The sequence below is a fragment of the Streptococcus hepaticus genome (genome assembly GCF_043656315.1).
Lineage (GTDB): Bacteria > Bacillota > Bacilli > Lactobacillales > Streptococcaceae > Streptococcus > Streptococcus hepaticus.
The window spans coordinates 180,670-203,972 of sequence record NZ_JBINIY010000002.1; the positions used below are offsets into that span (position 1 = coordinate 180,670).

The 23,303-nt window shown below is 41.7% G+C and carries 23 protein-coding genes; 14 read left to right on the forward strand and 9 right to left on the reverse strand.

Annotated features, from left to right (window positions below):
- The first annotated feature begins 21 nt into the window (after positions 1 to 21).
- Positions 22 to 744: a pseudouridine synthase gene (locus ACHUFA_RS03285; RefSeq protein WP_394404904.1), complete on the forward strand. Its 723-nt coding sequence runs from the start codon at positions 22 to 24 to the stop codon at positions 742 to 744.
- Between the two features lie 22 nt (positions 745 to 766).
- Here ACHUFA_RS03285 and ACHUFA_RS03290 read toward each other — a convergent pair whose 3' ends face one another.
- The 5 genes from ACHUFA_RS03290 to ACHUFA_RS03310 form a co-directional block, all read right to left on the reverse strand.
- Positions 767 to 1,768: a FecCD family ABC transporter permease gene (locus ACHUFA_RS03290; protein WP_394404905.1), complete on the reverse strand. Its 1,002-nt coding sequence runs from the start codon at positions 1,766 to 1,768 to the stop codon at positions 767 to 769.
- On the reverse strand, positions 1,765 to 2,787 hold the full coding sequence (locus tag ACHUFA_RS03295) for a FecCD family ABC transporter permease (protein ID WP_394404906.1): 1,023 nt from the start codon (positions 2,785 to 2,787) through the stop codon (positions 1,765 to 1,767). The genes ACHUFA_RS03290 and ACHUFA_RS03295 overlap by 4 nt, the downstream gene beginning before the upstream one ends.
- Before the next feature lie 24 nt (positions 2,788 to 2,811).
- Positions 2,812 to 3,738 carry an iron-hydroxamate ABC transporter substrate-binding protein gene (locus ACHUFA_RS03300; protein ID WP_222347327.1) on the reverse strand — a complete coding sequence of 309 codons (927 nt, stop codon included), beginning with the start codon at positions 3,736 to 3,738 and terminating at the stop codon, positions 2,812 to 2,814.
- A gap of 18 nt (positions 3,739 to 3,756) precedes the next feature.
- Positions 3,757 to 4,545: an ABC transporter ATP-binding protein gene (locus tag ACHUFA_RS03305; protein WP_394404907.1), complete on the reverse strand. Its 789-nt coding sequence runs from the start codon at positions 4,543 to 4,545 to the stop codon at positions 3,757 to 3,759.
- A gap of 98 nt (positions 4,546 to 4,643) precedes the next feature.
- Positions 4,644 to 6,092, reverse strand: a complete 1,449-nt coding sequence (locus ACHUFA_RS03310) for a UDP-N-acetylmuramoyl-L-alanyl-D-glutamate--L-lysine ligase (protein ID WP_222347329.1) — start codon at positions 6,090 to 6,092, stop codon at positions 4,644 to 4,646.
- Positions 6,093 to 6,241: 149 nt separating this feature from the next.
- On the opposite strand from ACHUFA_RS03310, the gene ACHUFA_RS03315 reads away from it, so the two are divergent.
- The 4 genes from ACHUFA_RS03315 (at position 6,242) to ACHUFA_RS03330 (ending at position 9,220) form a co-directional block, all read left to right on the forward strand.
- Positions 6,242 to 6,508: a YiaA/YiaB family inner membrane protein gene (locus ACHUFA_RS03315; protein ID WP_222347330.1), complete on the forward strand. Its 267-nt coding sequence runs from the start codon at positions 6,242 to 6,244 to the stop codon at positions 6,506 to 6,508.
- Positions 6,509 to 6,576: 68 nt separating this feature from the next.
- On the forward strand, positions 6,577 to 6,831 hold the full coding sequence (locus ACHUFA_RS03320; protein WP_394404908.1) for a hypothetical protein: 255 nt from the start codon (positions 6,577 to 6,579) through the stop codon (positions 6,829 to 6,831).
- 132 nt (positions 6,832 to 6,963) lie between these two features.
- Positions 6,964 to 8,055: a cystathionine gamma-synthase gene (locus ACHUFA_RS03325; RefSeq protein WP_394404909.1), complete on the forward strand. Its 1,092-nt coding sequence runs from the start codon at positions 6,964 to 6,966 to the stop codon at positions 8,053 to 8,055.
- A 1-nt stretch (position 8,056) separates the two neighbouring features.
- A complete protein-coding gene (locus tag ACHUFA_RS03330; protein WP_222347333.1) occupies positions 8,057 to 9,220 on the forward strand; it encodes a MalY/PatB family protein in 1,164 nt (387 codons plus the stop codon).
- A gap of 17 nt (positions 9,221 to 9,237) precedes the next feature.
- On the opposite strand, the gene ACHUFA_RS03335 is transcribed toward ACHUFA_RS03330, so the two are convergent.
- A complete protein-coding gene (locus tag ACHUFA_RS03335; protein ID WP_222347334.1) occupies positions 9,238 to 10,077 on the reverse strand; it encodes an AraC family transcriptional regulator in 840 nt (279 codons plus the stop codon).
- Between the two features lie 156 nt (positions 10,078 to 10,233).
- Here ACHUFA_RS03335 and ACHUFA_RS03340 point away from each other — a divergent pair, with 156 nt between their 5' ends.
- The 8 genes from ACHUFA_RS03340 to upp all read left to right on the forward strand — a co-directional run bounded on the left by ACHUFA_RS03340 (position 10,234) and on the right by upp (position 20,286).
- Entirely contained in the window at positions 10,234 to 12,381 is a 2,148-nt protein-coding gene (locus tag ACHUFA_RS03340) for an alpha-galactosidase (protein ID WP_394404968.1), read from the forward strand.
- Between the two features lie 9 nt (positions 12,382 to 12,390).
- Positions 12,391 to 13,635: an ABC transporter substrate-binding protein gene (locus ACHUFA_RS03345; RefSeq protein ID WP_394404910.1), complete on the forward strand. Its 1,245-nt coding sequence runs from the start codon at positions 12,391 to 12,393 to the stop codon at positions 13,633 to 13,635.
- A 355-nt stretch (positions 13,636 to 13,990) separates the two neighbouring features.
- Positions 13,991 to 14,863: a carbohydrate ABC transporter permease gene (locus ACHUFA_RS03350; RefSeq protein WP_222347336.1), complete on the forward strand. Its 873-nt coding sequence runs from the start codon at positions 13,991 to 13,993 to the stop codon at positions 14,861 to 14,863.
- A 10-nt stretch (positions 14,864 to 14,873) separates the two neighbouring features.
- Positions 14,874 to 15,704 (forward strand): carbohydrate ABC transporter permease, encoded by an 831-nt coding sequence (locus ACHUFA_RS03355; RefSeq protein WP_222347337.1) that lies wholly within the window; start codon positions 14,874 to 14,876, stop codon positions 15,702 to 15,704.
- Between the two features lie 106 nt (positions 15,705 to 15,810).
- A complete protein-coding gene (gtfA, locus tag ACHUFA_RS03360) occupies positions 15,811 to 17,259 on the forward strand; it encodes a sucrose phosphorylase (RefSeq protein ID WP_222347338.1) in 1,449 nt (482 codons plus the stop codon).
- A gap of 149 nt (positions 17,260 to 17,408) precedes the next feature.
- Complete coding sequence (locus tag ACHUFA_RS03365; RefSeq protein WP_222347339.1) at positions 17,409 to 17,978, forward strand: sugar O-acetyltransferase; 570 nt, start codon at positions 17,409 to 17,411, stop codon at positions 17,976 to 17,978.
- A 4-nt stretch (positions 17,979 to 17,982) separates the two neighbouring features.
- Positions 17,983 to 19,581, forward strand: coding sequence for a glycoside hydrolase family 13 protein (locus ACHUFA_RS03370; RefSeq protein WP_394404911.1), 1,599 nt, complete (start codon positions 17,983 to 17,985; stop codon positions 19,579 to 19,581).
- A gap of 75 nt (positions 19,582 to 19,656) precedes the next feature.
- On the forward strand, positions 19,657 to 20,286 hold the full coding sequence (gene upp / locus ACHUFA_RS03375) for a uracil phosphoribosyltransferase (RefSeq protein ID WP_222347341.1): 630 nt from the start codon (positions 19,657 to 19,659) through the stop codon (positions 20,284 to 20,286).
- A gap of 52 nt (positions 20,287 to 20,338) precedes the next feature.
- Here the strand turns inward: upp and ACHUFA_RS03380 are convergent, their stop codons facing one another.
- Genes ACHUFA_RS03380 through ACHUFA_RS03390 form a run of 3 tightly spaced genes read right to left on the reverse strand, consistent with a single transcriptional unit; the run spans position 20,339 to position 22,453 of the window.
- Positions 20,339 to 21,376 (reverse strand): DUF4097 family beta strand repeat-containing protein, encoded by a 1,038-nt coding sequence (locus tag ACHUFA_RS03380; RefSeq protein ID WP_222347342.1) that lies wholly within the window; start codon positions 21,374 to 21,376, stop codon positions 20,339 to 20,341.
- Entirely contained in the window at positions 21,373 to 22,140 is a 768-nt protein-coding gene (locus ACHUFA_RS03385; RefSeq protein WP_394404912.1) for a DUF1700 domain-containing protein, read from the reverse strand. Before ACHUFA_RS03385 ends, ACHUFA_RS03380 begins: the two co-directional genes overlap by 4 nt.
- Positions 22,127 to 22,453, reverse strand: coding sequence for a PadR family transcriptional regulator (locus ACHUFA_RS03390; RefSeq protein ID WP_222347344.1), 327 nt, complete (start codon positions 22,451 to 22,453; stop codon positions 22,127 to 22,129). The genes ACHUFA_RS03385 and ACHUFA_RS03390 overlap by 14 nt, the downstream gene beginning before the upstream one ends.
- Positions 22,454 to 22,639: 186 nt before the next feature.
- On the opposite strand from ACHUFA_RS03390, the gene ACHUFA_RS03395 reads away from it, so the two are divergent.
- A complete protein-coding gene (locus ACHUFA_RS03395) occupies positions 22,640 to 23,242 on the forward strand; it encodes an ATP-dependent Clp protease proteolytic subunit (protein WP_318530329.1) in 603 nt (200 codons plus the stop codon).
- Positions 23,243 to 23,303 lie beyond the last annotated feature (61 nt).

A 23,303-nucleotide genomic window follows, 5' to 3' on the forward strand; every position in this document is an offset into this window, starting at 1 on the left:
GATTTTTGCTATACTATTCTTATGCGATTAGATAAGTGTTTAGGACAGGCGGGCTTTGGTTCGCGCAATCAGATAAAGAAATTGTTGCGTGGTCGCCAGGTGCGGATTGACGGGGAGATTGTGACAGCGATTAACCATATTGTGGATATGGATTTGCAGGATATTCGGGTGGCTGATAAAAAGGTTGAGGGGCTAGCCAGTACCTATCTTTTGCTCAATAAGCCTGCAGGAGTTGTGACAGCAGTTAGTGATCAGGAACATGAGACAGTCTTAGATTGCTTAGCAGCTGAAGATCGTGCAACAGGCCTCTATCCTGTTGGGCGCTTGGATCGAGATACAGAAGGGCTGGTTCTCTTGACCAACAATGGTCCGCTAGGCTTTCGCCTCCTTCATCCCCAGTATCATATTGACAAGACCTATTATGTGGAGGTCAATGGCCCGCTGGAACCAGATGCACCGGATTTTTTTGCGCGTGGAGTGACCTTTCTCGATGGAACAGTTTGTAACCCTGCTCATTTAGAAGTTCTTTCTTCTGGGGTGGAAAAAAGTTGCGCTGAAATCACCATCTCTGAGGGAAAATTTCATCAAGTCAAGAAAATGTTCTTAGCCTATGGTGTCAAGGTGACCTATCTGAGACGAATACGCTTTGGTGAATTTCATCTAGGTGATTTACCCGTTGGTGCCTATCGACCGTTGAACACAGAAGAATTGCAGATATTGAAACGATATTTTAAGAAAAAATAAACTTGAGACAAGGGTCTCAAGTTTATTTTGTTTGTCTCATCAGATAGAGGAAGTAGGGAGCACCAATGATGGAGACCACAATTCCTGTGGGAATTCCTGTTCCGACTAGGAGGACACGACCAATAGTATCAGCTATCAGTAATAGCATCATGCCAACTAACATGGCAAAAGGAAGGGAAATACGATGATTGCTTCCAACCAGTTTGCGTGTGATATGGCCAGCTACTAGTCCTACAAAGGTAACATTGCCTACCAACAACACACTGAGAGCTGCCAGACCTGTCGAGAGTAGAAGGATGAGGATTCGTTCCTTTTGCAGTGCAATTCCTAGCCCTAGGGCTGTCTGTTCATTTAGATTGAGAATATTGAGTTGATTGCTGCGTAGGTAGACAAGAAGCCAGAGAACAAAGAAGAATGGAGAAATGACCCAAATGGTTTGCCAATTATCACCAGTAATGCGCCCAGACAACCAACTTGCAATGTAGTCTACTTTATAACGGTCGAGATTTCCAACAATAGCCACCATGGTACTGGATAGCATGGTAGAAACTCCAATACCTGCTACAATCAATCGATTTGGACGGGTCCCTTGCCCTTTTTTGAAGGAAATCAAGTAAACAAATAGGATGGTGGCTATACCACCTAGAGTAGCCAGAAAAGGCATAAAGTTTAGAAAGCTTAGTTTTAGCAGGTCAGTATAGGAAATCATGAGAGCTACCACCATACCAGCACCCGTATTGATACCAAGAATACCTGAGTCTGCTAAAGGATTTCGTGTCAAGGTCTGAAGAAGTTGCCCACTAATGGCCAAGGATGCCCCAGCGAATAGGCAGACAAGGATTCGAGGCAGACGAATGTTACGGATAATAAGAACTGTCCCAGAAGGAGCTTGTCCTGTCAATACTTTTAGGACATCTAGCAAATCTAATTTACTATATCCAAGTGATAAAGAGAGAATGAAGCAAAAAAAGGTGAGCAGGATAGCTAGGCTAAAGTAGACGAAGAGTTTTTTTCCTTTTATCATAGGTGACGTCCTTTTCTAAGTAGCCAAATAAAGCAAGGTAATCCTATAAAACTTACAATGGCATTCAGTGGCGTTTCATAGGGAGGGTTGATCGTCCGACAAATCAAATCAACATAGAGGATAAAAGAAGCACCAGCCAAGGCAGACAGGGGAAGGAGTTTCTGATAGTTTTGCTTGGTCAAAGAACGGATCATATGAGGAATAATCAGTCCGACAAAAGCCATAGAACCTACTAAAGCAACTGCAGCAGAGGAGAGGAGAAGGACAATTCCTAAGAAGATAAGAGAAATAATCCCTGTTTTTTGTCCTAAGGACTTTGCTACCGTGTCATCTAGGCTGAGAATGGTTAGTTGGTGTGAAAACAATTGTGCCAGCACTAATCCAAGGAGAATAAAGGGGGCAATAATGGCAAGCATTTTCCAGTTGAGAGCGATGAGACCGCCAGCCTGCCAACCAATAACGGCACTAGATAGATGAAAATAAATGGTAATGGCTTGGCCAATAGATTGTAAGAGTGTTGCAACCATTGCCCCAGCTAATACCAACCGAATTTGATGGTAACCGCGTCGGGTATAGGCAAGGCTGAATACGATGAGTGCGGCTAAAAAAGCACCCAGTAGGCAAAAAAGGAGTATTTGCAGATAATGAAGATGGGGAAAAATCGCATAGCCAGCGACTAAAGCTAAGCCTGCACCAGCATTGATTCCCAATAAACCAGGATCGGCAATAGGATTTCGAGTAACACCTTGCATAATTGCCCCAGCTACTGCAAAGGCAGCCCCAACTAATAGAGCCCCTATGATTCGTGGAATACGTAGATCAATGATGATATCTTGGGCATCTGACGGTTTGAAAGGTTGCTTCAGTACAGCCATGACTTCCTGATGGGAATAGGAAACAGCCCCAAAACGAAGACTGAGATAGAGTCCTAGGATAAGTGAGAAGAGGAAGATACAAAAAACAAGCCAAAAAGATTTTGGCTTCGTTTTTGTATCAAATTGTGAAGAATGAATAGTCATATAACTTCCTTTGATAGTTGAGAATTATTTTGCAGTTGCAAGAATGGCATCCCGTAGCGTATTTAATTCATATTCTAAGGTGAATGGATCATTGAAGTAGAAAGCATTGGCATCTACGCGAATCACATGGCCGTTTTTCACAGCTGGTAGATTTTTCCAAACATCGCTTTCGTAGAGGGCAGAACCTGTTTGGTCATCTTCTGCAGCAACAATGATATAATCTCCAGCATAGTCTGCTACAACTTCTTGAGAGATAGCTAAGTAACCAGTTGGAAATACTTCTTTTAAGACTTTGTCAGAAGCTGTATATCCTAAATCTTGGTGAATAACTTCCCCACCGCGTCCCCAGTTGTTACCGAATAGATAGATTTCTTTTTCGTAAAGTCCCATAACAGTGAAGCTAGCATTTTCTCCAGTGACAGCTTTTACTTCCTTAGCGACTTTAGCTGTTTTTTCTTTCCAATCTGTTAACCATTTTTCAGCTTTTTTCTCTTGACCGAAAATTTTTCCCCAGCTAGAAAGAATTTCGAGATAATCCTGTTTTCCATATTCGACAACAATGGTTGGAGCGATAGCAGCAAGTTGATCAATATTTTCATCTGTCGAACCGACAACGATCAGATCGGGTTCAAGAGCCGCTACAGCTTCCAAGTCTTCACTTGTTACTTCCTTGGCGTCCTTGACCAGGTCTTTTAAGACAGGATTCTTTTTGTCGTAAGAAGTCACTCCAATCAATGGAAGGTCTAACTTCAAGAGGTGACCTGTGTAGGATGAGGTCAGACTAATGACCTTTTTAGGCTTTTCAGGGATGTCTCCCTTATAGCTGAATCCCTCAATTTTGGGCATGCTAGATAGTTGTTTCTCTTCAGTTGAATGAGAAGTAGCAGAAGAGCAGGCGACAAGCAACATCACTGCCATTGCAAGTGACAGAAATGAAAGAATCTTTTTCATAAAAATCTCCTAAAAATTTTATTTACATAAGGAATAGTTGAGTAGAACTGGGGAACCTGATGGACTTTGGATAATTTCTGCATCAATCTGAAAGACTTCTCTTAAGATTTCTTTTGTCATGATTGTTTGAGGGCTGCCTTGATGGCAGATTTTTCCTTGTTTCATGGCAATCAAGTGATTGGAAAAACGGGCAGAAAGATTGAGATCATGTAGGACCATGACAATAGTTTTGTCCCTCTTTTGATTGAGTTCCTGGAGCAATTCTAAAATTTCTAATTGATGATTGAGGTCTAAATAGGTGGTTGGCTCATCTAGGAAAATGGTATCCGTATCCTGAGCTAGTGCCATAGCAATCCAGACACGTTGTCGTTGGCCACCTGAAAGACTATCCACCATCATGTCTGCATAAGAACTGGTCTGGGTGACTTCCAAAGCCCAATTGATTTTTTCTTTATCTGAAGCAGTTAGCCGCCCAAGTCCAGATTGATGTGGGAATCGCCCGTATGACACTAACTCATAGACAGTAATTCCCTCTGTTACCTCTAATACTTGGGGGAGAAGCGCTAATTTTTTCGCAATCTGTTTAGTGGGAAGACTAGCGATTGCTTGACCATCCAAATAGATACTTCCTTGTTTAAGGGGTAAAATCCGTGTCAAAGCCTTCAGGAGAGTAGATTTTCCACAACCATTTGCTCCGATAATTGTCGTCATTTTTCCTTGAGGGATCTGAACAGATAACTCATCAATTATGATCTTTTCTTCATAGGCAACTTGAATTGCCTGAGCTTCAATATGTGACAAATCCATCCTCCAGTTTCTACAGATTATAGTATACAGCACAAGTTTTAATTTTTCAATAGTTTTCTGACAATTTAACGAAAATTAAAACAGGTGCTAGACCTGTTTTAGAGATATTTTTTAGCAATTTCTAAGTCTCCAAGATAGGAAGGATCCTTCTGTCCGTTCACAATCTGATAGGCATCGGCCCCTTTTCCAGCGATGATAACAGCGTCACTTGCTGTCTCAGTTTTTGACATAGCTGTTTGAATAGCTTGTTCACGGTCGATGATAATCTCATAGTCTCGTGTCATGTACTGGGCGATTTCTTGGCAAATTTTTTCAGGATCTTCAAAGTTTGGATCATCAGCAGTCAGAATCACCTTGACCCCTGGATAGTGGTTGAGGAGGAGACCGAAGTCTTTCCGACGACTTTCACCCTTATTACCAGGTGCGCCGATGAGAAGGGTTACTTGTCCAGTCTGGTGTTCCAAGACCACATCTAGTAGTTTTTGCAGGCTATCGCCATTATGAGCATAGTCTACAAAAATTTTAGCACTATTTACTTGAGTTAAGACTTCCATACGACCTGGGACAGTTGTTTGAGCGATTCCTTTCTGGACATCAGATAGGTTTGCTCCTAGACGGAGGCAGGTAAGACCAGCTGCGATAGCATTTTCTTGGTTGAAAGAGCCGATGAGCTGGATATCGTAATCACCAGCTAGTTTACCAGTAGCTGTGAAGCTAAAGGCTTGTGACTTGGTTATTTGGTTATCTGAGAATTTCCCGTAAATATCATGAGGGATGTTTTCTACTTGTTCTTTAACTACTTGGAAATGGTCCATCTGGCTATTGACCACCACAGCTCTGCTATTTTCCATCAAAAGACGCTTGTGGAAGAAGTAGTCCTCGAAGGTCGGGTGCTCAATAGGACCAATGTGGTCGGGACTAATGTTGAGGAAGACGCCCACGTCAAAAGTTAGACCATAGACACGCTTGGTTAAATAGGCTTGGCTTGAAACTTCCATGATAAGGTGGGTCATGCCATTTTCAACAGCCTGCGCCATCATCTTGAAGAGGTCTAGGCTCTCAGGTGTTGTCAGCTGGGACTTGAAGAAGGTCTGGCCGTCCAAGGTGGTATTCATGGTAGAAAACATGGCGGGCTTGTGATTTTGCTTGAGGATGTTGTAGGCAAAGTAAGCGGCCGTCGTCTTCCCTTTTGTTCCTGTAAAGGCAAGGATTTTCAGCTTATCTTGGGGACTGCCGTAAAATTCCATGGCCAGCAAGCTCATGGCTTTTTTAATATCAGTGACAATAATGGCAGGAATGCCGACTTCATAATCGTTCTCTGCCACATAGAAGCGCAAGCCATTCTCCACGGCTTGCTCTAAAAATTCTTTTTTAAAGGCAGCTCCTTTGACAAAGAAAAGAGTATCCAAGTCTGTATCTCGGCTATCATAGCTAATCTTTGTGAAGGTCACATTTTCCCAATTATAGTGGTAGTTTTCGTCAGACAAAATCTCACGGAAGTTCTTATCTTTTTTTAGTAGGGCAAGTACATTTTCAATACGAATCATGGTATCTCTTCCTTATCTAGTTTTGATTATTATATCATAAGTAGGAGACAGATGGCTAATAGCATTGTCCAATCGGCTGTAACACGAAAGAAATTGCCTTATAATTTTTGGTATGATATGATAGTTTTATTAACCTAAAGGAGTTTTTTATGAATAAGATGAAAAAGAAAGTTTATCGTAACACCCCTGCTTTTACAGCTATGGCTTGGGGCTCATTTCTCTTCTTTGCAGCCTTGATTTTGATTGGACTTTATACTCTTAAAGAGCCTTTGATGGTAAAAGGTTACTACCTTATGGGATCTGTAGGATTGGTTTCATCTTCTTTTACAGTTTCAAAAGTTGTACGTGATAACCAGGAAGATGAGGATAATTATAGCAAGTTACTCCAAGAAGCTGGTGTGAAAGACGAAGCATAATTCTAGGAAGAGAGTGGTTTTATTCCCTCTCTTTTTTTGATATAATAGAAGAAAAATTCGAGGATCTTATGAAATTTACCTTTAATAAAGCATTTTACAAGTCAAAATATTTTTACCAAGCCATTTTTAATTCGATTGTCTTTGGCTCACTTGTGTGGGAACGATCCATTTTATTGAAATGTCTGATTGCTTCTTTTGTTCTAGCAACCTTTGCTCTTGCTCTTTTTAATGATAAAAATCAAATCAAAGAAAATAAGAATGTCTGGATTGTTGCAGGCTTAACCCTCTTGGTGTCGGTCTTGTTTGTCTGGATAATGCTGTAATTTTTTCTTCTTTTATAAAATATGATAGCCTTTCTTTATGAGGGGCTTTTAATATTTATATGTGGGAAAGTGGTCTTTATCTGGTACAGGAAATGCTACAATGATAGATAAGTAAATCAAGGAGAGATAGCGATGACAGATTTCAAATTAGATACGATTTTAGCCCATGCGGGTATTAATACGGATGAGAAGACGGGGGCTCTTATTTCTCCTATTCATCTTTCTACAACTTATCAACATCCTGAGTTTGGTAAATCCACTGGTTTTGACTATACTCGGACCAAAAATCCGACTCGTTTGACCTTGGAAAAGACCTTGGCGGCGATTGAGAAAGCAGATTACGCTCTAGTGACGAGCTCAGGTGTATCAGCCTTGGTCTTGCTTTTTAGTGGCTTTCCAGTTGGGAGCAAGGTCGTAGCTGCGCGTGACCTGTACGGTGGTTCCTTCCGTTGGTTCAATGAGCAAGAGGCCAATGGACGCTTTAACTTTACCTATACCAATACAGAAGAAGAGATGATTGCGGCCATTTCGGATGAGACGGACTATGTTTACATCGAGACTCCGACTAATCCGCTCATGGTGGAGTTTGATATTAAAAAAATTGCTGAGCTGGCACATCAGCACGGAGCAGTAGTCATTGTAGACAATACATTCTACAGTCCGATGTATCAAAATCCAATTCCTCTAGGAGCAGATGTTGTCCTGCATTCTGCGACAAAATATTTATCAGGTCATAATGATGTCCTAGCAGGTGTCTTGGTCACCAGCAATCAGGCAATATATGACAAACTCTTCTACGATCAAAACACGACAGGACCAACTCTATCTCCAATCGACTCTTATCTTCTCATGCGTGGTCTCAAGACTCTTTCGCTTCGTATGGAACGTGCAACGGAGAATGCGCAGAAGATTGTGAATTATTTGTGGACATCACCTGCTGTCAAGGATGTTCTCTACACTGGTAAAGGAGGAATGATTTCGGTGAAGGTCACAGATGCAGCAAAAATTGGTCATATTCTCAATAGCTTACAAATTTTTACCTTTGCAGAAAGTTTGGGTGGGGTGGAAAGTCTCATTACCTACCCAGCTACTCAGACCCATGCAGATATTCCAGCGGAAGTTCGCCATTCATATGGGTTGACAGATGACTTGCTTCGTTTGTCTATTGGTATCGAAGATGCGGAAGACTTGATCGCTGACTTAAAACAAGCCTTGGAGGGTTGATATGACAAGATATGATTTTGCCACACGGCCCAATCGCCTCGGTCAACACAGTGAAAAGTGGCGGAAGACAGAAAATGATCCAGAACTCTTGCAGATGTGGATTGCTGATATGGATTTTTTGCCCTTACCTGAGGTAAAGGAAGCCTTGCTGGACTATGCTAGTCAGCATATTTTTGGCTATCCTTATGCTAGCGATAGTCTTTATCAAGCCATTCTTGACTGGGAAGAAGTGGAGCACGGCTACAAGGTTAAGAGAGAAGATATTGTCTTGATTGAAGGCGTGGTGCCCGCTATTTCAATCGCTATTCAGGCTTTTACAAAGGAAGGGGAAGCAGTAGTCATCAACACACCTGTCTACCCACCTTTTGCTCGCTCAGTCAAGCTCAATAACCGTAAGTTGGTGACAAATTCTCTGGTCGAGAAAAATGGACATTTCGAGATTGACTTTGACCAGTTGGAACGGGACTTTGTAGACAATGACGTTAAGCTTTACATTCTTTGTAGCCCTCACAATCCTGGTGGTCGTGTGTGGTCAGCTGAGGAGTTAACACGAATTGGTCAGCTCTGTCAAAAATACGGAGTCCTCCTGGTGTCAGATGAAATTCATCAAGATTTTGCACTGTTTGGCAACAAGCACCATAGTTTTAACACCCTGCATCCAGACTTTAAGGACTTTACCATTGTCCTTGCGTCAGCTACCAAGACCTTTAATATTGCAGGGACTAAAAATAGTTTTGCTATTATTGAAAATGCTGACCTGCGCAAGCTATTTGCCCAAAGACAGCTGGCTAATAATCAGCACGAAGTACCGACAGTGGGGCTGATTACGACAGAAGTTGCCCTCCGTCATGGAAAAGCGTGGTTGAAAGAACTCAAGACTGTATTGGAAGAAAATATCAACTATACAGTTGATTTTTTGGAGCGGGAGACCAAGATTAAGGTCATGAAGCCAGAAGGGACTTATTTGATTTGGTTGGATTTTTCGGCCTATGGCTTGTCTAATGAAGACATCCAAGAAAAACTGCTGACAGAAGCCAAAGTCGTTCTCAATAATGGTTTAGCTTTTGGACGAGAAGGCAAATATTGTGCCCGCTTTAATGCAGCGACGCCGCTTGCAACCGTTAAAGAAGCTTGTCAACGGATTGCTGGTGTATTTGGTAAATAAAGAAGGATTAGCGGGTGCTAATCCTTTTCGATAGATCTTTTTCGGTAATCTGTAGGGCTCATGTGGAAGTAATTTTTGAAGGCTGTCGAAAAATTCAAGGGATCTGGATAGCCGACAGACAGGGCAATTTCTGTGATGGACAGGTCTGGATTTTCCAAGAGTTCGCAAGAGCGATTCATCTTCACTTGGAGAATATAGTCTTTGATAGAGTAGCCTGTTTCTTGTTTGAAAATCTTATAGAGATAGGAGCGGCTGAGGCAGAGGTGTTCCGCTAGATAGCTGACCTTGATAGGTTTTTCGTACTGGCTATGGATGAGATTAAGAGCTGTTTTGACATAGGTTTTGGCTAGATTGGTAGATTCATCTAATTCTTTTTTAGGGAATTCCTCCATGAGAGCAGCCAGCAGGATATTTAAGTGACCGATGAGTTGGAGCTCAGTAATGGGAAGGTATTTGTGGGGAGTGATTTGCGTAATGGCTTTCATCTGGTCGAGAACGGCAGACTGGAGGCTGGAACGAAGGTAGTAGTGGTCAAAGAGTTGTGTTTGACGCAGAATAGCATCTACTCGTGAACCGCTAAAACCCACCCAAATATAGGACCAAGGATTTTCTGCATCGGCTTGATAGAAGGTTACCTTTCCCTTGGGTAGAAGAAACATATCTCCTTGTGTCAGTTGGGTTGTTTTCCCGTCAATGGTAAAAGTTCCCTGACCTTCTAAGATAAAATGAAGGACATAATTATCTCGAACGGCAGGACCAAAAGAGTAGTCTTTATCACAAATTTCAGACCCAAAGTGGTCAACATTGAGGTCAAAATGATGGCTGTCTAGTTCGTGATAAGTATTGAGAATATTCATCTAGTCGCTCCTTTTTCAACATATGTCCAAGTCTGTTTGGAAACATTATACCATATGGAAGCTACAAAATCCCATTCTTGAAAACGCATCCATTTGTTAAAATAAGTCTTGTAAAACAGATACAGGAGAAAAAAAGTGATTCATTATCAAGAAGAAATGCAGCTTTTCCACCTGCAAACAAGGGAATTTTCCTATGTCATGCAAGTCTTGGAAAACGGACAGCTGGTAAACCGTTACTTTGGGAAAAAAATCAATCGATTTAGCCTAGGAAACAAAATCACATACCTTGACCGAGCTTTTTCACCAAGTCCTATCACAGGGAACCGAACATTTTCGATTGATACCTTGCAGTTGGAATACAGCAGCAATGGTCTGGGAGATTTTAGAACAGCAGCCCTTGAGTTACGAAATGAATTTGGAACGGCTCTTGATTTGAAATACAAGGCTCACCGCATCTTCAAAGGCAAGAAGGTCCTAGAAGGTCTACCACAAAGTTTTGGTACAGAGGAAGAAGTTGAAACGTTGGAAATTGACCTCTACGATGAACTGACAGATGTGACTGTAACTATTAGCTATAGCATTTTTGACCAGCTTAACTTTATGACGCGTTCAGCAGTTATCTCAGCTGGTAAGCATGTGACAAAGGTCGAAAAAGCCTATAGCTTCACCATTGACCTTCCTCATCGTGACTTCAATGTTCATACCTTGACAGGTCGCTATGCCTATGAAAAAGAGTGGACAGTCACACCGCTTCCAAATGGTAACTATTCTATTGGCAGTATTCGGGGTGCTTCAAGCCATTCGCGCACACCTTTCATTGCCTTGGCAGACAAGGATGTGACAGAAGATAGCGGGCAAGTTTATTCCGCTCACTTGATTTATAGTGGGAATTTCACAGCCTTTGCGGAAACGACAGCACTTGACACAACTCGTTGGGGCATGGGAATCAATGACCAAGCCTTTAGCTGGAAACTAGAAGCAGGTCAATCCTTCCAAACGCCAGAGGCCTTGATTTCTTACACAGATAAAGGATTGACAGGAATGACACGTGATAGTCACAATTTTATCCGTGATCATATCTGTCGTGGGGAATTTGCTCGCAAGGAACGTCCTATTCTCATCAATAACTGGGAAGCAACCTACTTTGACTTTAATGAAGATAAAATTCTGGACATCGCAAAAACAGCCAGCAAGACTGGTATTGAGCTCTTCGTCCTTGATGACGGTTGGTTTGGTAAGCGAAATAATGATGAGTCTTCTCTAGGAGACTGGTTCGTCAATCCAGAAAAATTGCCAAATGGTCTCGGTGGTCTGGCTCAGTCTATTAATGATTTGGGCATGGAATTCGGACTCTGGTTTGAGCCAGAAATGATTTCGGTGGACAGTGACCTCTACCGAGCGAATCCTGACTGGGCAATTCAGATTTCAGATCGTGACCATATTTACAGCCGTGAGCAGTTGGTACTCAACCTTGCTAAGCCAGAAGTGGTGGATTACATTGTTGACTCGGTAGCCGCTATCTTGGAATCAGCCAATATTACCTATGTCAAATGGGATATGAACCGCAATATCACAGCCATTCCAGAAGATTTGGCAAATGATGACAAGCATGAATTTTACCACCGTTATATCCTAGGCCTCTACAATGCCTTGGAGCGCTTGGTAACGCGCTTCCCGCAGGTACTCTTTGAGTCTTGCTCAGGGGGCGGTGGCCGCAATGACTTAGGTCTCATGTACTACATGCCACAGGCTTGGGCTAGTGATAATACAGATGCCATCGGTCGCCTGTCTATCCAAGAAGGAACCAGCTTGATTTACCCAGTTAGCTCCATTGGAGCCCACGTATCAGCTGTACCTAACCACCAAGTTGGTCGGATCACACCGCTGGCAACTCGTGGAAATGTTGCCATGATGGGGGGGGCCTTCGGTTACGAATTGGACCTCAATCAATTATCAGAAGAGGAAATTCAAGAAGTAGCAGAGCAGGTTAAAACCTACAAAGACATTCGCTCAACTGTTCAGTATGGAGATTACTATCGTCTCAAGAAAACAGCCAATACGCAGGCTGGTATCTATGTCAACCAAGACCAGTCACAGGCAGTCTTTACCTACGTGAAAGTATTGGCGCAGCCAGAGGCACCTTTGATCCAAGTCCGTTTGAAGGGGTTGGACCCAGATGCTCAGTATCACTGTGAAGTGCTCGGTGAAAGCTTCTACGGTGATGAGCTTATGAACATTGGCTTGACCATGCCACATGTTCAAAAAGATTATTTTAGTGTACAATATATTTTTAACAAAATCTAGGAGGATTTTATGAAAGTCAATACATTCCTTAAAGCCGCATCAGTATGCGCATTTGCAAGCCTTCTCGTTGGTTGTGGAAATTCACAATCAGGCGGAAAAACAGAGATTGAATTTTTCTCTCAAAAGAAAGAAATGCAAGCAACTTTGCAAGAAATCATTGATGATTACAACAAGTCTCAAGATGATGTGAAAGTGAAATTGACAAGTGTTCCAGATGCTGGTACTGTATTGAAAACACGTATCGCAAATGGCGAAACTCCTGATGTAATCAACATCTATCCACAAAATGCAGACTTCAAGGGTTGGGCTGCAGATGGCCAATTTGTTGACTTGACAGACGAAAAAGACCTCCTTGCAAACTTGAATGATGGCGCTGCACAAAGCTACGCTGTTGACGGAAAAATTTACAATATTCCATTGACAACCAACGTTTCAGGTGTCTACTATAACAAAACTGCTTTTGAAAAATTAGGCATTGAAGTTCCAAAATCATTGGACGAATTTAAAGCAGCAGTAGAAAAAATCAAAGCAGCTGGTAAAACTCCATTTGCAGAAGCACTAGGTGATGCTTGGACATTCAATGGCTATGCTCAATTAGCATGGATTCAAGCCGCAAAAGGTGACCGTCAAGTGGTTGAAGATTATCTCCGCTACAGCGAAAAAGGTAAAATCTCAGCTAGTGATGAATTGACAAAAACAGTTGGTCAATACCTTGATTTGATGGCTGGAAATGGTCAAAAGAACGCTGATGGTGCTCTTTATGCAGATACTGTTGCAGCATTTGCTAAAGGTGACGCCCTCATGATGGCCAACGGTTCATGGGCACTCCCAGTTATTCTCCAACAAGATCCGGACTTTGAAGTTGGTATGTTTGCAATGCCTGGCTTGACCGCTGACAGCAAACCAATGACAGTCGGAGCAGCAGACATGGCTGTATCTGTTTCAAAAGATTCTAAAGATGTGAAAGCTTCTAAAGACTTCGTGAAATACTTGAGCTCAGCTAAAGTAATGCAAAAATACTATGATGTAGATGGTTCACCAACATCTGTTAAAGGCATTGAGACAGAAGGTAAATTCGAGCAAATCGCAGACGTTGCTTCACTTGCCTTTACTGACCAACAAGCCATCTGGTTGCATGCTGATTGGGATTCAGAAGAAGACTTCTGGAATGCAAACGTAAGCTACCTCAAGAGCAAAGACTTGAAAAATTACGCAGCAGATTTGAATACTTTCTTGGATACAATGAAAAAATAAATCTGTCCATAAGAAATAAGAGGCAAGGACCTTGTCCGAGCCTCTTTCTCTTATAAATTGCAGGACAAAAAGACTAGGCAGTATAGAAATAAAATTCTATATGCCTTCGTATCTTAGTAATTGAACTCGGGCTAAATGCTGTGAGAAAAAGATGAATCTTCTTAGAGTCTTTGGACTCGTCATCAGATTACCTATTTTCTCTTTGCATTCTATACGCCCTCCTATCTTAGAATTGAACTCGGGCTAAAATCCTAGTGAAAAAGATAAAACTTCCTAGAAACCTTGTTTCTTCGTTAGTGTTCCTATTTTCCTATGGATTTCTACACGCCCTCCTATCTTATGGAGAAACTTGAATATGAACAAAAAAAGCTTTATCAGTCAATACTGGGCTTATCTTTTCGTGGCTATTCCCGTTATCTTGCAGTTGGTTTTCTTCTTTTACCCGATGGTAAATGGGGTGATTTATTCACTAACTGACTGGACTGGTTTGACACGCTCTTTCAACTTTATCGGACTTGAAAACTATGTCAATATTTTCCATGACAAGGCCTTCTATCATAGTTTAGGTTTTACTATTCTCTTCACTATCGGATTGGTAGTTGGGGAAATTGTCTTGGGAATTTGGCTTGCCAGCTTGCTCAATCGGAAAATCCGTGCGGTTGGTTTCTTCCGTACTTGGTATTTCTTCCCAGCAGTGCTGTCAACAGTGACAATCGGTTTGATTTTTAGCCAGCTCTTTAACTATGGTCTTCCACAAATTGGTGAAGCTTTAGGCATCAAATGGCTAAGCTCAAACTTGCTTTTCAACGAAAAATCAGTATTCTGGTCTGTTCTCTTTGTTGCCTTGTGGCAAGCGTTGGCAATGCCAGTTGTTATTTTCTTGGCAGGTTTCCAATCTATTCCAGAAGATATCAAAGAAGCAGCACAGATTGACGGCGCAACACCTCGTCAACAATTCTTCCAAATCGAAGTACCCTTCCTTTTGCCGTCTATCAGCATGGTCTTCATCATGGCGATGAAATCTGGTTTGACAGCCTTTGACCTGATTTATTCATTGACCAAGGGTGGGCCGGACGGCAAGACGGAAACCTTGGGATTGATGGTGTTCAAGAATGCCTTTACCAATAACCAATTTGGTTATGCCAATGCAGTAGCAGTTGTACTCTTTATCATTATTACGATTATTTCAGTCGTACAAATTACCATGTCAAGAAAATTTGAAGTGTGAGGATTAGAAAATGAAAGCCAAAAAACAAAATCATCTTTTAGCTTATACAGTCCTTATTGCGGGAATTCTCTTGATGTTGATTCCGCTTGCGGTGACGCTGATGTCTTCTTTCAAGACAACCAAGGACATTACAGGGAACTTCTTTGGATTGCCGGAAGAATGGACATTTTCCAACTATGAGCGTCTCTTTACAGACGGTATCAGTACCTACTTCATGAATTCAAGCTTCTTGACAGTAGTCAGTGTGGGCTTGATTATCTTGGTCATTCCAATGGCAGCCTTCTCTATTGCTCGTCATATGGATCGCAAGAAAATCTTTTCTATTATGTACACCCTCCTCATTATCGGGATGTTCGTACCTTTCCAAGTGATTATGCTTCCAATGTCCAAACTCATGAGTGATCTAAACATGACCAACTTGCCAGGTTTGACAATCTTGTACTTGACCTATGCTATTCCACAGACGCTCTTTCTCTACGTGGGCTATATCAAGACCATCGTGCCAGTTGAAATGGATGAAGCAGCAGCTATTGACGGTGCCGGCAAGTTCACTATGTACTGGAAAATCATTTTCCCACTCATGAAGCCAATGCATGCGACTGTTCTCATAATCAATGCCCTCTGGGTATGGAATGACTTCCTCATGCCACTCTTGGTACTTAACCGTGACAATAGTCTCTGGACAATGCCTCTTTTCCAATACAACTACCAAGGACAATATTTCAGTGACTATGGTCCCTCCTTTGCCTCTTACGTTGTCGGCATTATCCCAATCTTGATTGTCTACCTCATCTTCCAAAAGAATATCATTTCAGGTATGACAAACGGATCCGTCAAGTAAATTGCTACAAAGTCTGTCCAGTCGGTCAAAGCTCTACATTAGAAACTCCAATTATTGGCTGACTAGACAGATGGAGTATAGAGTAGATTTTAGAAAGTGAATCGATATGAAAATTAAAAATCAAGCGATGTTGATTACCTATTCAGACAGTTTAGGGAAAAACCTGAAAGATTTGAAAAAGGCCTTGGAAGGTCCGCTGAAGGATACCGTTGGTGGAGTGCATATTTTGCCTTTCTTCCCATCATCTGGTGACCGTGGATTTGCCCCAATGGACTATACAAAAGTGGATCCTGCCTTTGGTGATTGGGAAGATGTAGAAGCGCTTAGTAAGGATTACTACCTTATGTTTGACTTCATGATCAACCATATTTCAGCCAAGTCACCTTATTTCTTGGATTTCTTGGAAAAGAAGGATGAGTCAAAATATGCAGACCTTTTTATCCGATACAAAAATTTCTGGCCTGGTGGTGAGCCAACTCAGGAAGATGTGGATTTGATTTACAAACGGAAGCCACGTGCACCTTACCGTATTGCGCAATTTTCGGACGGTACAGAAGAAAAGGTTTGGTGTACCTTTGATGAACAGCAGATTGACCTAGATGTGACGACGGAAACGACGCGCACCTTTATCAAGGAAAATCTGGAAAATCTTGCTAAACATGGTGCGTCGATTATCCGTTTGGACGCCTTTGCCTATGCTAATAAGAAAATCGGCACAAACTGCTTCTTTGTAGAGCCAGATATTTGGGAAATGTTGCACTTCCCACGCAAACTTTTGGCGCCACAAGGAATTGAAATTTTGCCAGAAATTCATGAACATTACACTATTCAGCAAAAAATTGCAGAGCAGGACTACTATGTTTACGACTTTGCCTTGCCAATGTTGGTTCTTCATGCTCTTTATAGCGGAAATGTTAACCGTCTGGTTCACTGGATGGAAATTTGTCCGCGCAAGCAATTCACGACCTTAGATACTCACGATGGTATCGGAGTAGTGGATGTCAAAGACTTGCTGACCGATGAGGAAACAGAAGAAACTCGTGAAGCCCTCTATGCTCAAGGTGCCAATGTTAAGAGGATTTACAGTACAGAAGCTTACAATAACTTGGACATCTACCAAATCAACTGTACTTATTATTCAGCTCTTGGAAACAATGATCAAGCATATCTCTTATCGCGTGTTCTCCAATGCTTTGCACCAGGTATTCCACAGATTTACTATGTTGGTCTCTTGGCGGGTGAAAATGATATTGAACTCCTTGAATCTTCAAAAGAAGGTCGCAATATCAACCGTCATTACTATGATTTGGATGAAATCGAGCGTGAAGTTGAGCGCCCAGTGGTTCAATCTCTCTTCAACCTTTTGAAGTTCCGCAATACTAGCCCAGCATTTGATGGAGAATTTGCTGTTAAGATGGTGGATGAGCACAACCTTCAAATCACTTGGACCAATGAGGATGCAGGTGTGACAGCTCAGCTTTCAGCCAACCTCAAAGATCACAGTTTTGAAATTATCGAAACTGATGAAGAAGGTTCAGCTCAGATTGCATTATAGAGATAGAAGGGGAAAGTTTTTCTTCTCTTTTCTCCTGTAAGCTTCTTAAAACCTCAAAACTTTCCGTCTTACCCTACAAAGGGCATGCAAACGTTTGACTAATGAAAGCGGTTCATTTATAATAGTAGAAAAATACAAAGGATAAACAGATGACAACAGAAAAAGAAAAAATGTTGGCAGGTCAACTTTACAATGCTGGTGACCCAGAATTGGTTGCTCTGAGAGAAGCTGCGCGTGTCAAACGCCAGACTGTTAATCAAGAAATGGACGGCGCTAAGCGGTCTGATTTGATGAAGGACTGGTTGGGTACTACAGGTGAGCGCATTTATGTGGAAACACCTGTGACTTTGGACTACGGCTGTAATATCCATGTAGGCGAAGACTTTTATGCTAATTTTAACTGGACAGTCTTAGATACCTGCCCTGTGACTATTGGTAAGAATGCCATGTTAGGGCCAAATGTTCAATTTTACACTGCCCTGCACCCTTTGGATGCCTATGAGCGAATCGCAGGTCCTGAATACGGAGCCCCCATTACCATTGGTGACCGTGTCTGGATTGGCGGAGGAGCTATGATTTTAGCAGGTGTGACCCTTGGCGATAACGTAGTTGTTGGTGCAGGTTCTGTTGTGACCAAGTCCTTTGGTGATAATGTTGTTATTGCTGGAAATCCAGCTCGTATTATTCGTTATTTAGATAAAAAAGAAGATGAGGAGTAAAGAAATGAAAACAGATTGGTGGAAAAAAGCGGTACTCTATCAAGTTTATCCACGTAGTTTCCAAGATTCAAATGGAGACGGTGTCGGTGACCTTAAAGGGATTACCCAACGCTTGCCTTACTTGGCAAAACTAGGGATTAATGCTATCTGGCTCAGCCCTGTTTACCAGTCACCTATGGATGACAATGGCTATGATATCAGTGATTACCAAGCCATTGCACCTGAATTCGGAACTATGGCAGATATGGAAGAATTGATTACTGAAGGACACAAATATGGCATTAAAATGGTCATGGATTTGGTCCTCAATCATACTTCCGATGAACATTTCTGGTTCCAAGAAGCCCTCAAAGGACCTGAAAATCCTTACCATGATTATTATGTATGGGCAGATCAGCCGAACAGCCTCAAGTCTAGCTTCTCAGGATCTGCCTGGGAATATGTCCCTCATCTCAATAAGTATTATCTTCACCTCTTCTCCAAGAAACAACCTGATTTGAACTGGAAAAATTCAGCGGTGAAAGAAGAGATTTATAAGATGATCAATTTCTGGTTGGACAAGGGAGTCGGTGGCTTCCGCTTGGATGTGATTGACTTGATTGGGAAAGAGCCTGAGAGAGAAATCACAGCTGACGGACCAACTCTTCATTCTCTGATCAAGGAACTCAACCAGCATACCTTCGGCTCACACGATGTGGTAACAGTTGGTGAAACTTGGTCTGCTAATCTTGACAATGCCCCTCTTTATTCCAATCCAGATGGAAGCGAGTTTTCAATGGTCTTCCAGTTTGAACACGTTCTTTTGGACCAGCAAGCAGGTAAAGAGAAGTGGGACTTGGCACCGCTCAATCCAGCTGACCTTCACAAAGTCATGACCAAATGGCAGACTGGTTTGGTTGGTAAAGGGTGGAATTCTCTCTTCTGGAATAACCATGACCTCCCACGTGCCATTTCTCGATTTGCCAGCGATAGTCCAGAATTCCGCGAAATCAGTGGTAAAATGCTGGCTATCTACCTTCACTTCATGTCTGGTACACCTTACATTTACCAAGGGGAAGAAATCGGTATGGTTAACACACCGATTACAGATATTTCTGAGGCAGATGATATTGAAAGCCGTCGCATGTATGCAGAGCGTCTTGAAGAAGGATACACAAAAGACGACATTATCTACTCTATTAATGTCAAAGGTCGTGACAATGCTCGCCGTCCGATGGCTTGGTCAAGTGAAGACAATGGTGGTTTCACAACTGGCAAACCATGGTTGAGTTTGAATGAGAATTACAGCTGGCTCAATGTGGATGCAGCCTTAGCAGATGAAAATTCCATCTTCTATACTTATCAAAAATTGGTAGCCCTTCGTGGTCAGTATCCAGTTATGGCGGAAGGTCAGTATGAGGCATTGGAAACAGGAAATGACCTGGTATTAGCCTATCGAAAATTTGATGAGCAAGATGAATTTATAGTCGTCGTTAACTTCAGCGACCAAGAACAGACCTATACCCCTGTAGCAGAAGCACCAGTCTTCATGTACAATTACCCTACAGCAGAAGAGAAACAAGATTCTCTTCGCCCTTACGAAGCCCTTGTTTTCAAAAAATAAAAGACTTGTCATTTTTGGCAAGCTTTTTTTGAGGATTTTTGGTAAAATAGAAAAAACACCAAAAGGAGTCTTATCATGGGAAAATTCCAAGTCATCTCACATCCGCTTATTCAACATAAATTGTCAATCCTGCGTCGCAAGGATACGTCTACAAAAGATTTCCGCGAATTGGTTGATGAAATTGCTATGTTGATGGGTTATGAAGTTTTGCGTGACTTGCCACTGGAAGACGTGGAAATTGAAACACCAATTACGACAACGGTTCAAAAACAAATTGCTGGTAAAAAATTAGCGATTGTACCAATTCTTCGTGCAGGTATCGGGATGGTTGATGGTCTCTTGAGCTTGGTACCAGCTGCCAAGGTTGGTCACATCGGTATGTATCGTGATGAAACAACATTGCAACCTGTTGAGTACTTGGTAAAATTACCAGAAGATATTGACCGCCGTCACATCTTTGTTGTTGATCCAATGCTTGCAACTGGTGGTTCAGCTATTTTGGCCATTGAGTCATTGAAAAAACGTGGTGCTTCAAACATCAAATTTGTTGCTCTTGTAGCAGCACCAGAGGGTGTTAAGGCTCTTCAAGAAGCACATCCAGATATCGACATCTATACAGCAGCGCTTGATGAAAAACTCAATGAGCATGGCTACATCGTCCCAGGTTTGGGTGACGCTGGTGACCGTTTGTTTGGTACAAAATAAATTATTAAAAAGGCAAGGAAAATGTTCCTGCCTTTTTTAGTGTCTTCTAATCTTACTGCGGTGTTCGCAAGTTAATGGTTGCATTAGTGGTGTTGATGGTTAGTTTATTTTTGCTATTTGCTACCTGTGTAGTCAGCTTGACCTCCGTATCTGTAGCAGTAATAGGGAGGTTCGCATACTTGTCTCTTATGAAAATACCCATGTTTTCGACTTGGTTTTGGAAATCCCTGCTGTCTTCGTAGTCTGGATTTTCTTCCCCTTCATAGGTATAGCCGAATTCTTTGGCAAAGGCTGCTTTATCAATCTTATTACTGATATTGAGGGAGAGCTCTGCAAGATTTTTATCCGTCAGGTCAAGATTGGTCAGGGTTAGAGATTCCGAAATAGGCTTGAAGGTATTTTCACCTAAAAGTGTCACTTGCTGCGCGTCTAATTGGTGATAGTCTGAAATAGTCACGTTTTCTAAAGTAGAGTTGGAAATATAGTTGGGTGAAGACGGTGAAGAGATAGTCAGATTCTTCAGTTTGGACTGTTGGATATTGAGACTATAGCCATTGATGTTTCCTCCTGCGATTTCGCTGTTCATAAGATTGATATTGCCATCAAAGTCAATGGTCTCAATCTTGCTATTTTCTATCGTTATTGAATTCCCATTAAACCCTTTCAATTTTTTGAGAGATTTATTTTTAGGGATTTGGATGGTGATGATTTGACTATTTAGATTTCTTTCTGCAAGAACTTCGCCAAAGACTTGTAAGAAGCCTTTTATTCTAATCTGACTGCTTCGGATGGACAAGCTCAGATTATCTTTGTCTTTGTTTAACCGAATAGAAGAGTGAAGGTTGTTGGGGGAATTGTAGTAGGAGACATGGTAACGATTGTCTGGTGATTCTTGGATAAGGACACTTTGCGGAAGATATTCAAAGGTTAAGCTACTTAAGTTAGCATAGGATTTGTGAATTTCTTGCGGTTGGCTGATGTTTTCTAACTTTTCGAGTCCGCCTGAGAAAAAGCCAATTCCTGCTAGAACCAAGCCCAAAATCACACTGGCGAAACCGACAATAATACTAATAGTTAATTTCTTTTTCATGCTCGTTTACCTCTTTTCAAAATCCAGTGGAAACAGAATTTGACAAACTGCCAAGCCCAATAGGCGAAAAAGCCAGTCAGCAAGTAGAGAAGGACGGCGCCGCCAAAAAGACAGAGTCCAATTCCCAATCCCATAAGGAAAACATGTCCACCTTGAGTAAGTAGCGTGAAGGCTTCCCAGATAAAATAGAAACTCGCAATGAAAGCAGCAAGCCCAGATATAACTCCGGCAAGAAGAAAACCGATTATTAAGAGGATAAGAAATAGCAAACCTCCAATTAAGAAAAAGAGAGCAGGAATGGCAATCGGTAGAGAAATGATGGCGAGGGTTGACAGCCAAACGGTCTTTTTAGTTTCGCGGATTTCTTGCCAGTTTTTTCCAATATAGAAGGCAAAGGCAGCGAAGCAAGATAGTAGGAAGAAAGTTAGGACTCCGAGTAAGGAATGAAAGACGAACACTAGGAAAAATGAGAATAAGAGGCAAATACCGATACCGATCAGTGTATAGAGATGCCGCTTCCCTAAGGCAACTTTCTCAGCAGCAACCTCATCATCCTCTCCCTGAATGTGACGGTCAAGGATGTTGTTAATGAGTTCGCTGGCTGCTTCTTTTGGAGTACCTAATTCTTCCATAATTCTCTCTTCCTGATCTGGACCGGCTTCGTCAAAGTATTCGTGAAAGAAAGTGAGGGCCTCTTGAAATTCTTTATGTGGTAATTTTTTCAGATGTTTTTCCAATTGGGCCAAGTATTCAGTTTTTGTCATGGCGGATGCTCCCTTCTATAATGCCGTTAATGGTACTTGTATAAGTATCCCAATCATCTTTGAGTCGGACTAGTTCCTCATGACCTAATTGGGTTAAGCTGTAGTATTTTCTCATCCTTCCTTGGTATTCTCGCGAATAGGTGGCTAATAAATCGCCTTGCTCTAAGCGTTTGAGAATGGGATAGAGAGCGGACTCTTTGATATTAGAAACTAATTTGATCGTTTGGCAAATCTCGTATCCGTAAGAGTCACTGGACTCTAATATGCTCATAATGAGAAATTCTGTCAGCGCTGCTGGAACAGGAAAATGCATCTGTCTCCCTCCTTTGTTATATATTTTTTGGATATATGTTTTTATGGTTTATATATCGAAATTTGTTATATATAAATTATAACCCTATAAATGACCACTGTCAAGAAATTATATAAAAGAGAGAATGAACTTTTTATTTGACCTTTCTTGACCAAAAAATTATAATAAAACTATTGAAATAGAGAAATGGAGAAATGTATGATTCCAGTAGTTATCGAACAAACTAGTCGTGGGGAACGTTCTTACGATATTTATTCTCGTTTATTAAAAGACCGTATTATCATGTTGACAGGTCCTGTTGAGGACAATATGGCAAACTCTGTCATTGCCCAGCTCTTATTCTTGGATGCCCAAGACCCAACCAAAGACATCTATCTTTATGTCAATACACCTGGCGGTTCTGTATCAGCAGGTCTTGCCATTGTGGACACCATGAATTTCATCAAGGCTGATGTGCAAACAATTGTCATGGGGATGGCAGCTTCAATGGGAACAATCATTGCTTCATCTGGTGCTAAAGGTAAACGTTTCATGTTGCCAAATGCTGAATACATGATTCACCAACCAATGGGGGGTACTGGTGGCGGTACGCAGCAAACAGATATGGCGATTGCAGCAGAACACCTCTTGAAAACACGTAACAATTTGGAGCAAATCTTGGCAGAAAACTCTGGTAAAACTGTTAAGCAAATCCACAAAGACGCAGAACGCGATTACTGGATGAGTGCTGAAGAAACATTGGCTTACGGCTTCATTGACAAAATCATGAAAAATACGGAACTAAAATAAGCAGTGAAAAAAAGAGAAGTTGAAGCCGACTTCTCTTTTGTGTTATAATGAAAAGAAAGGA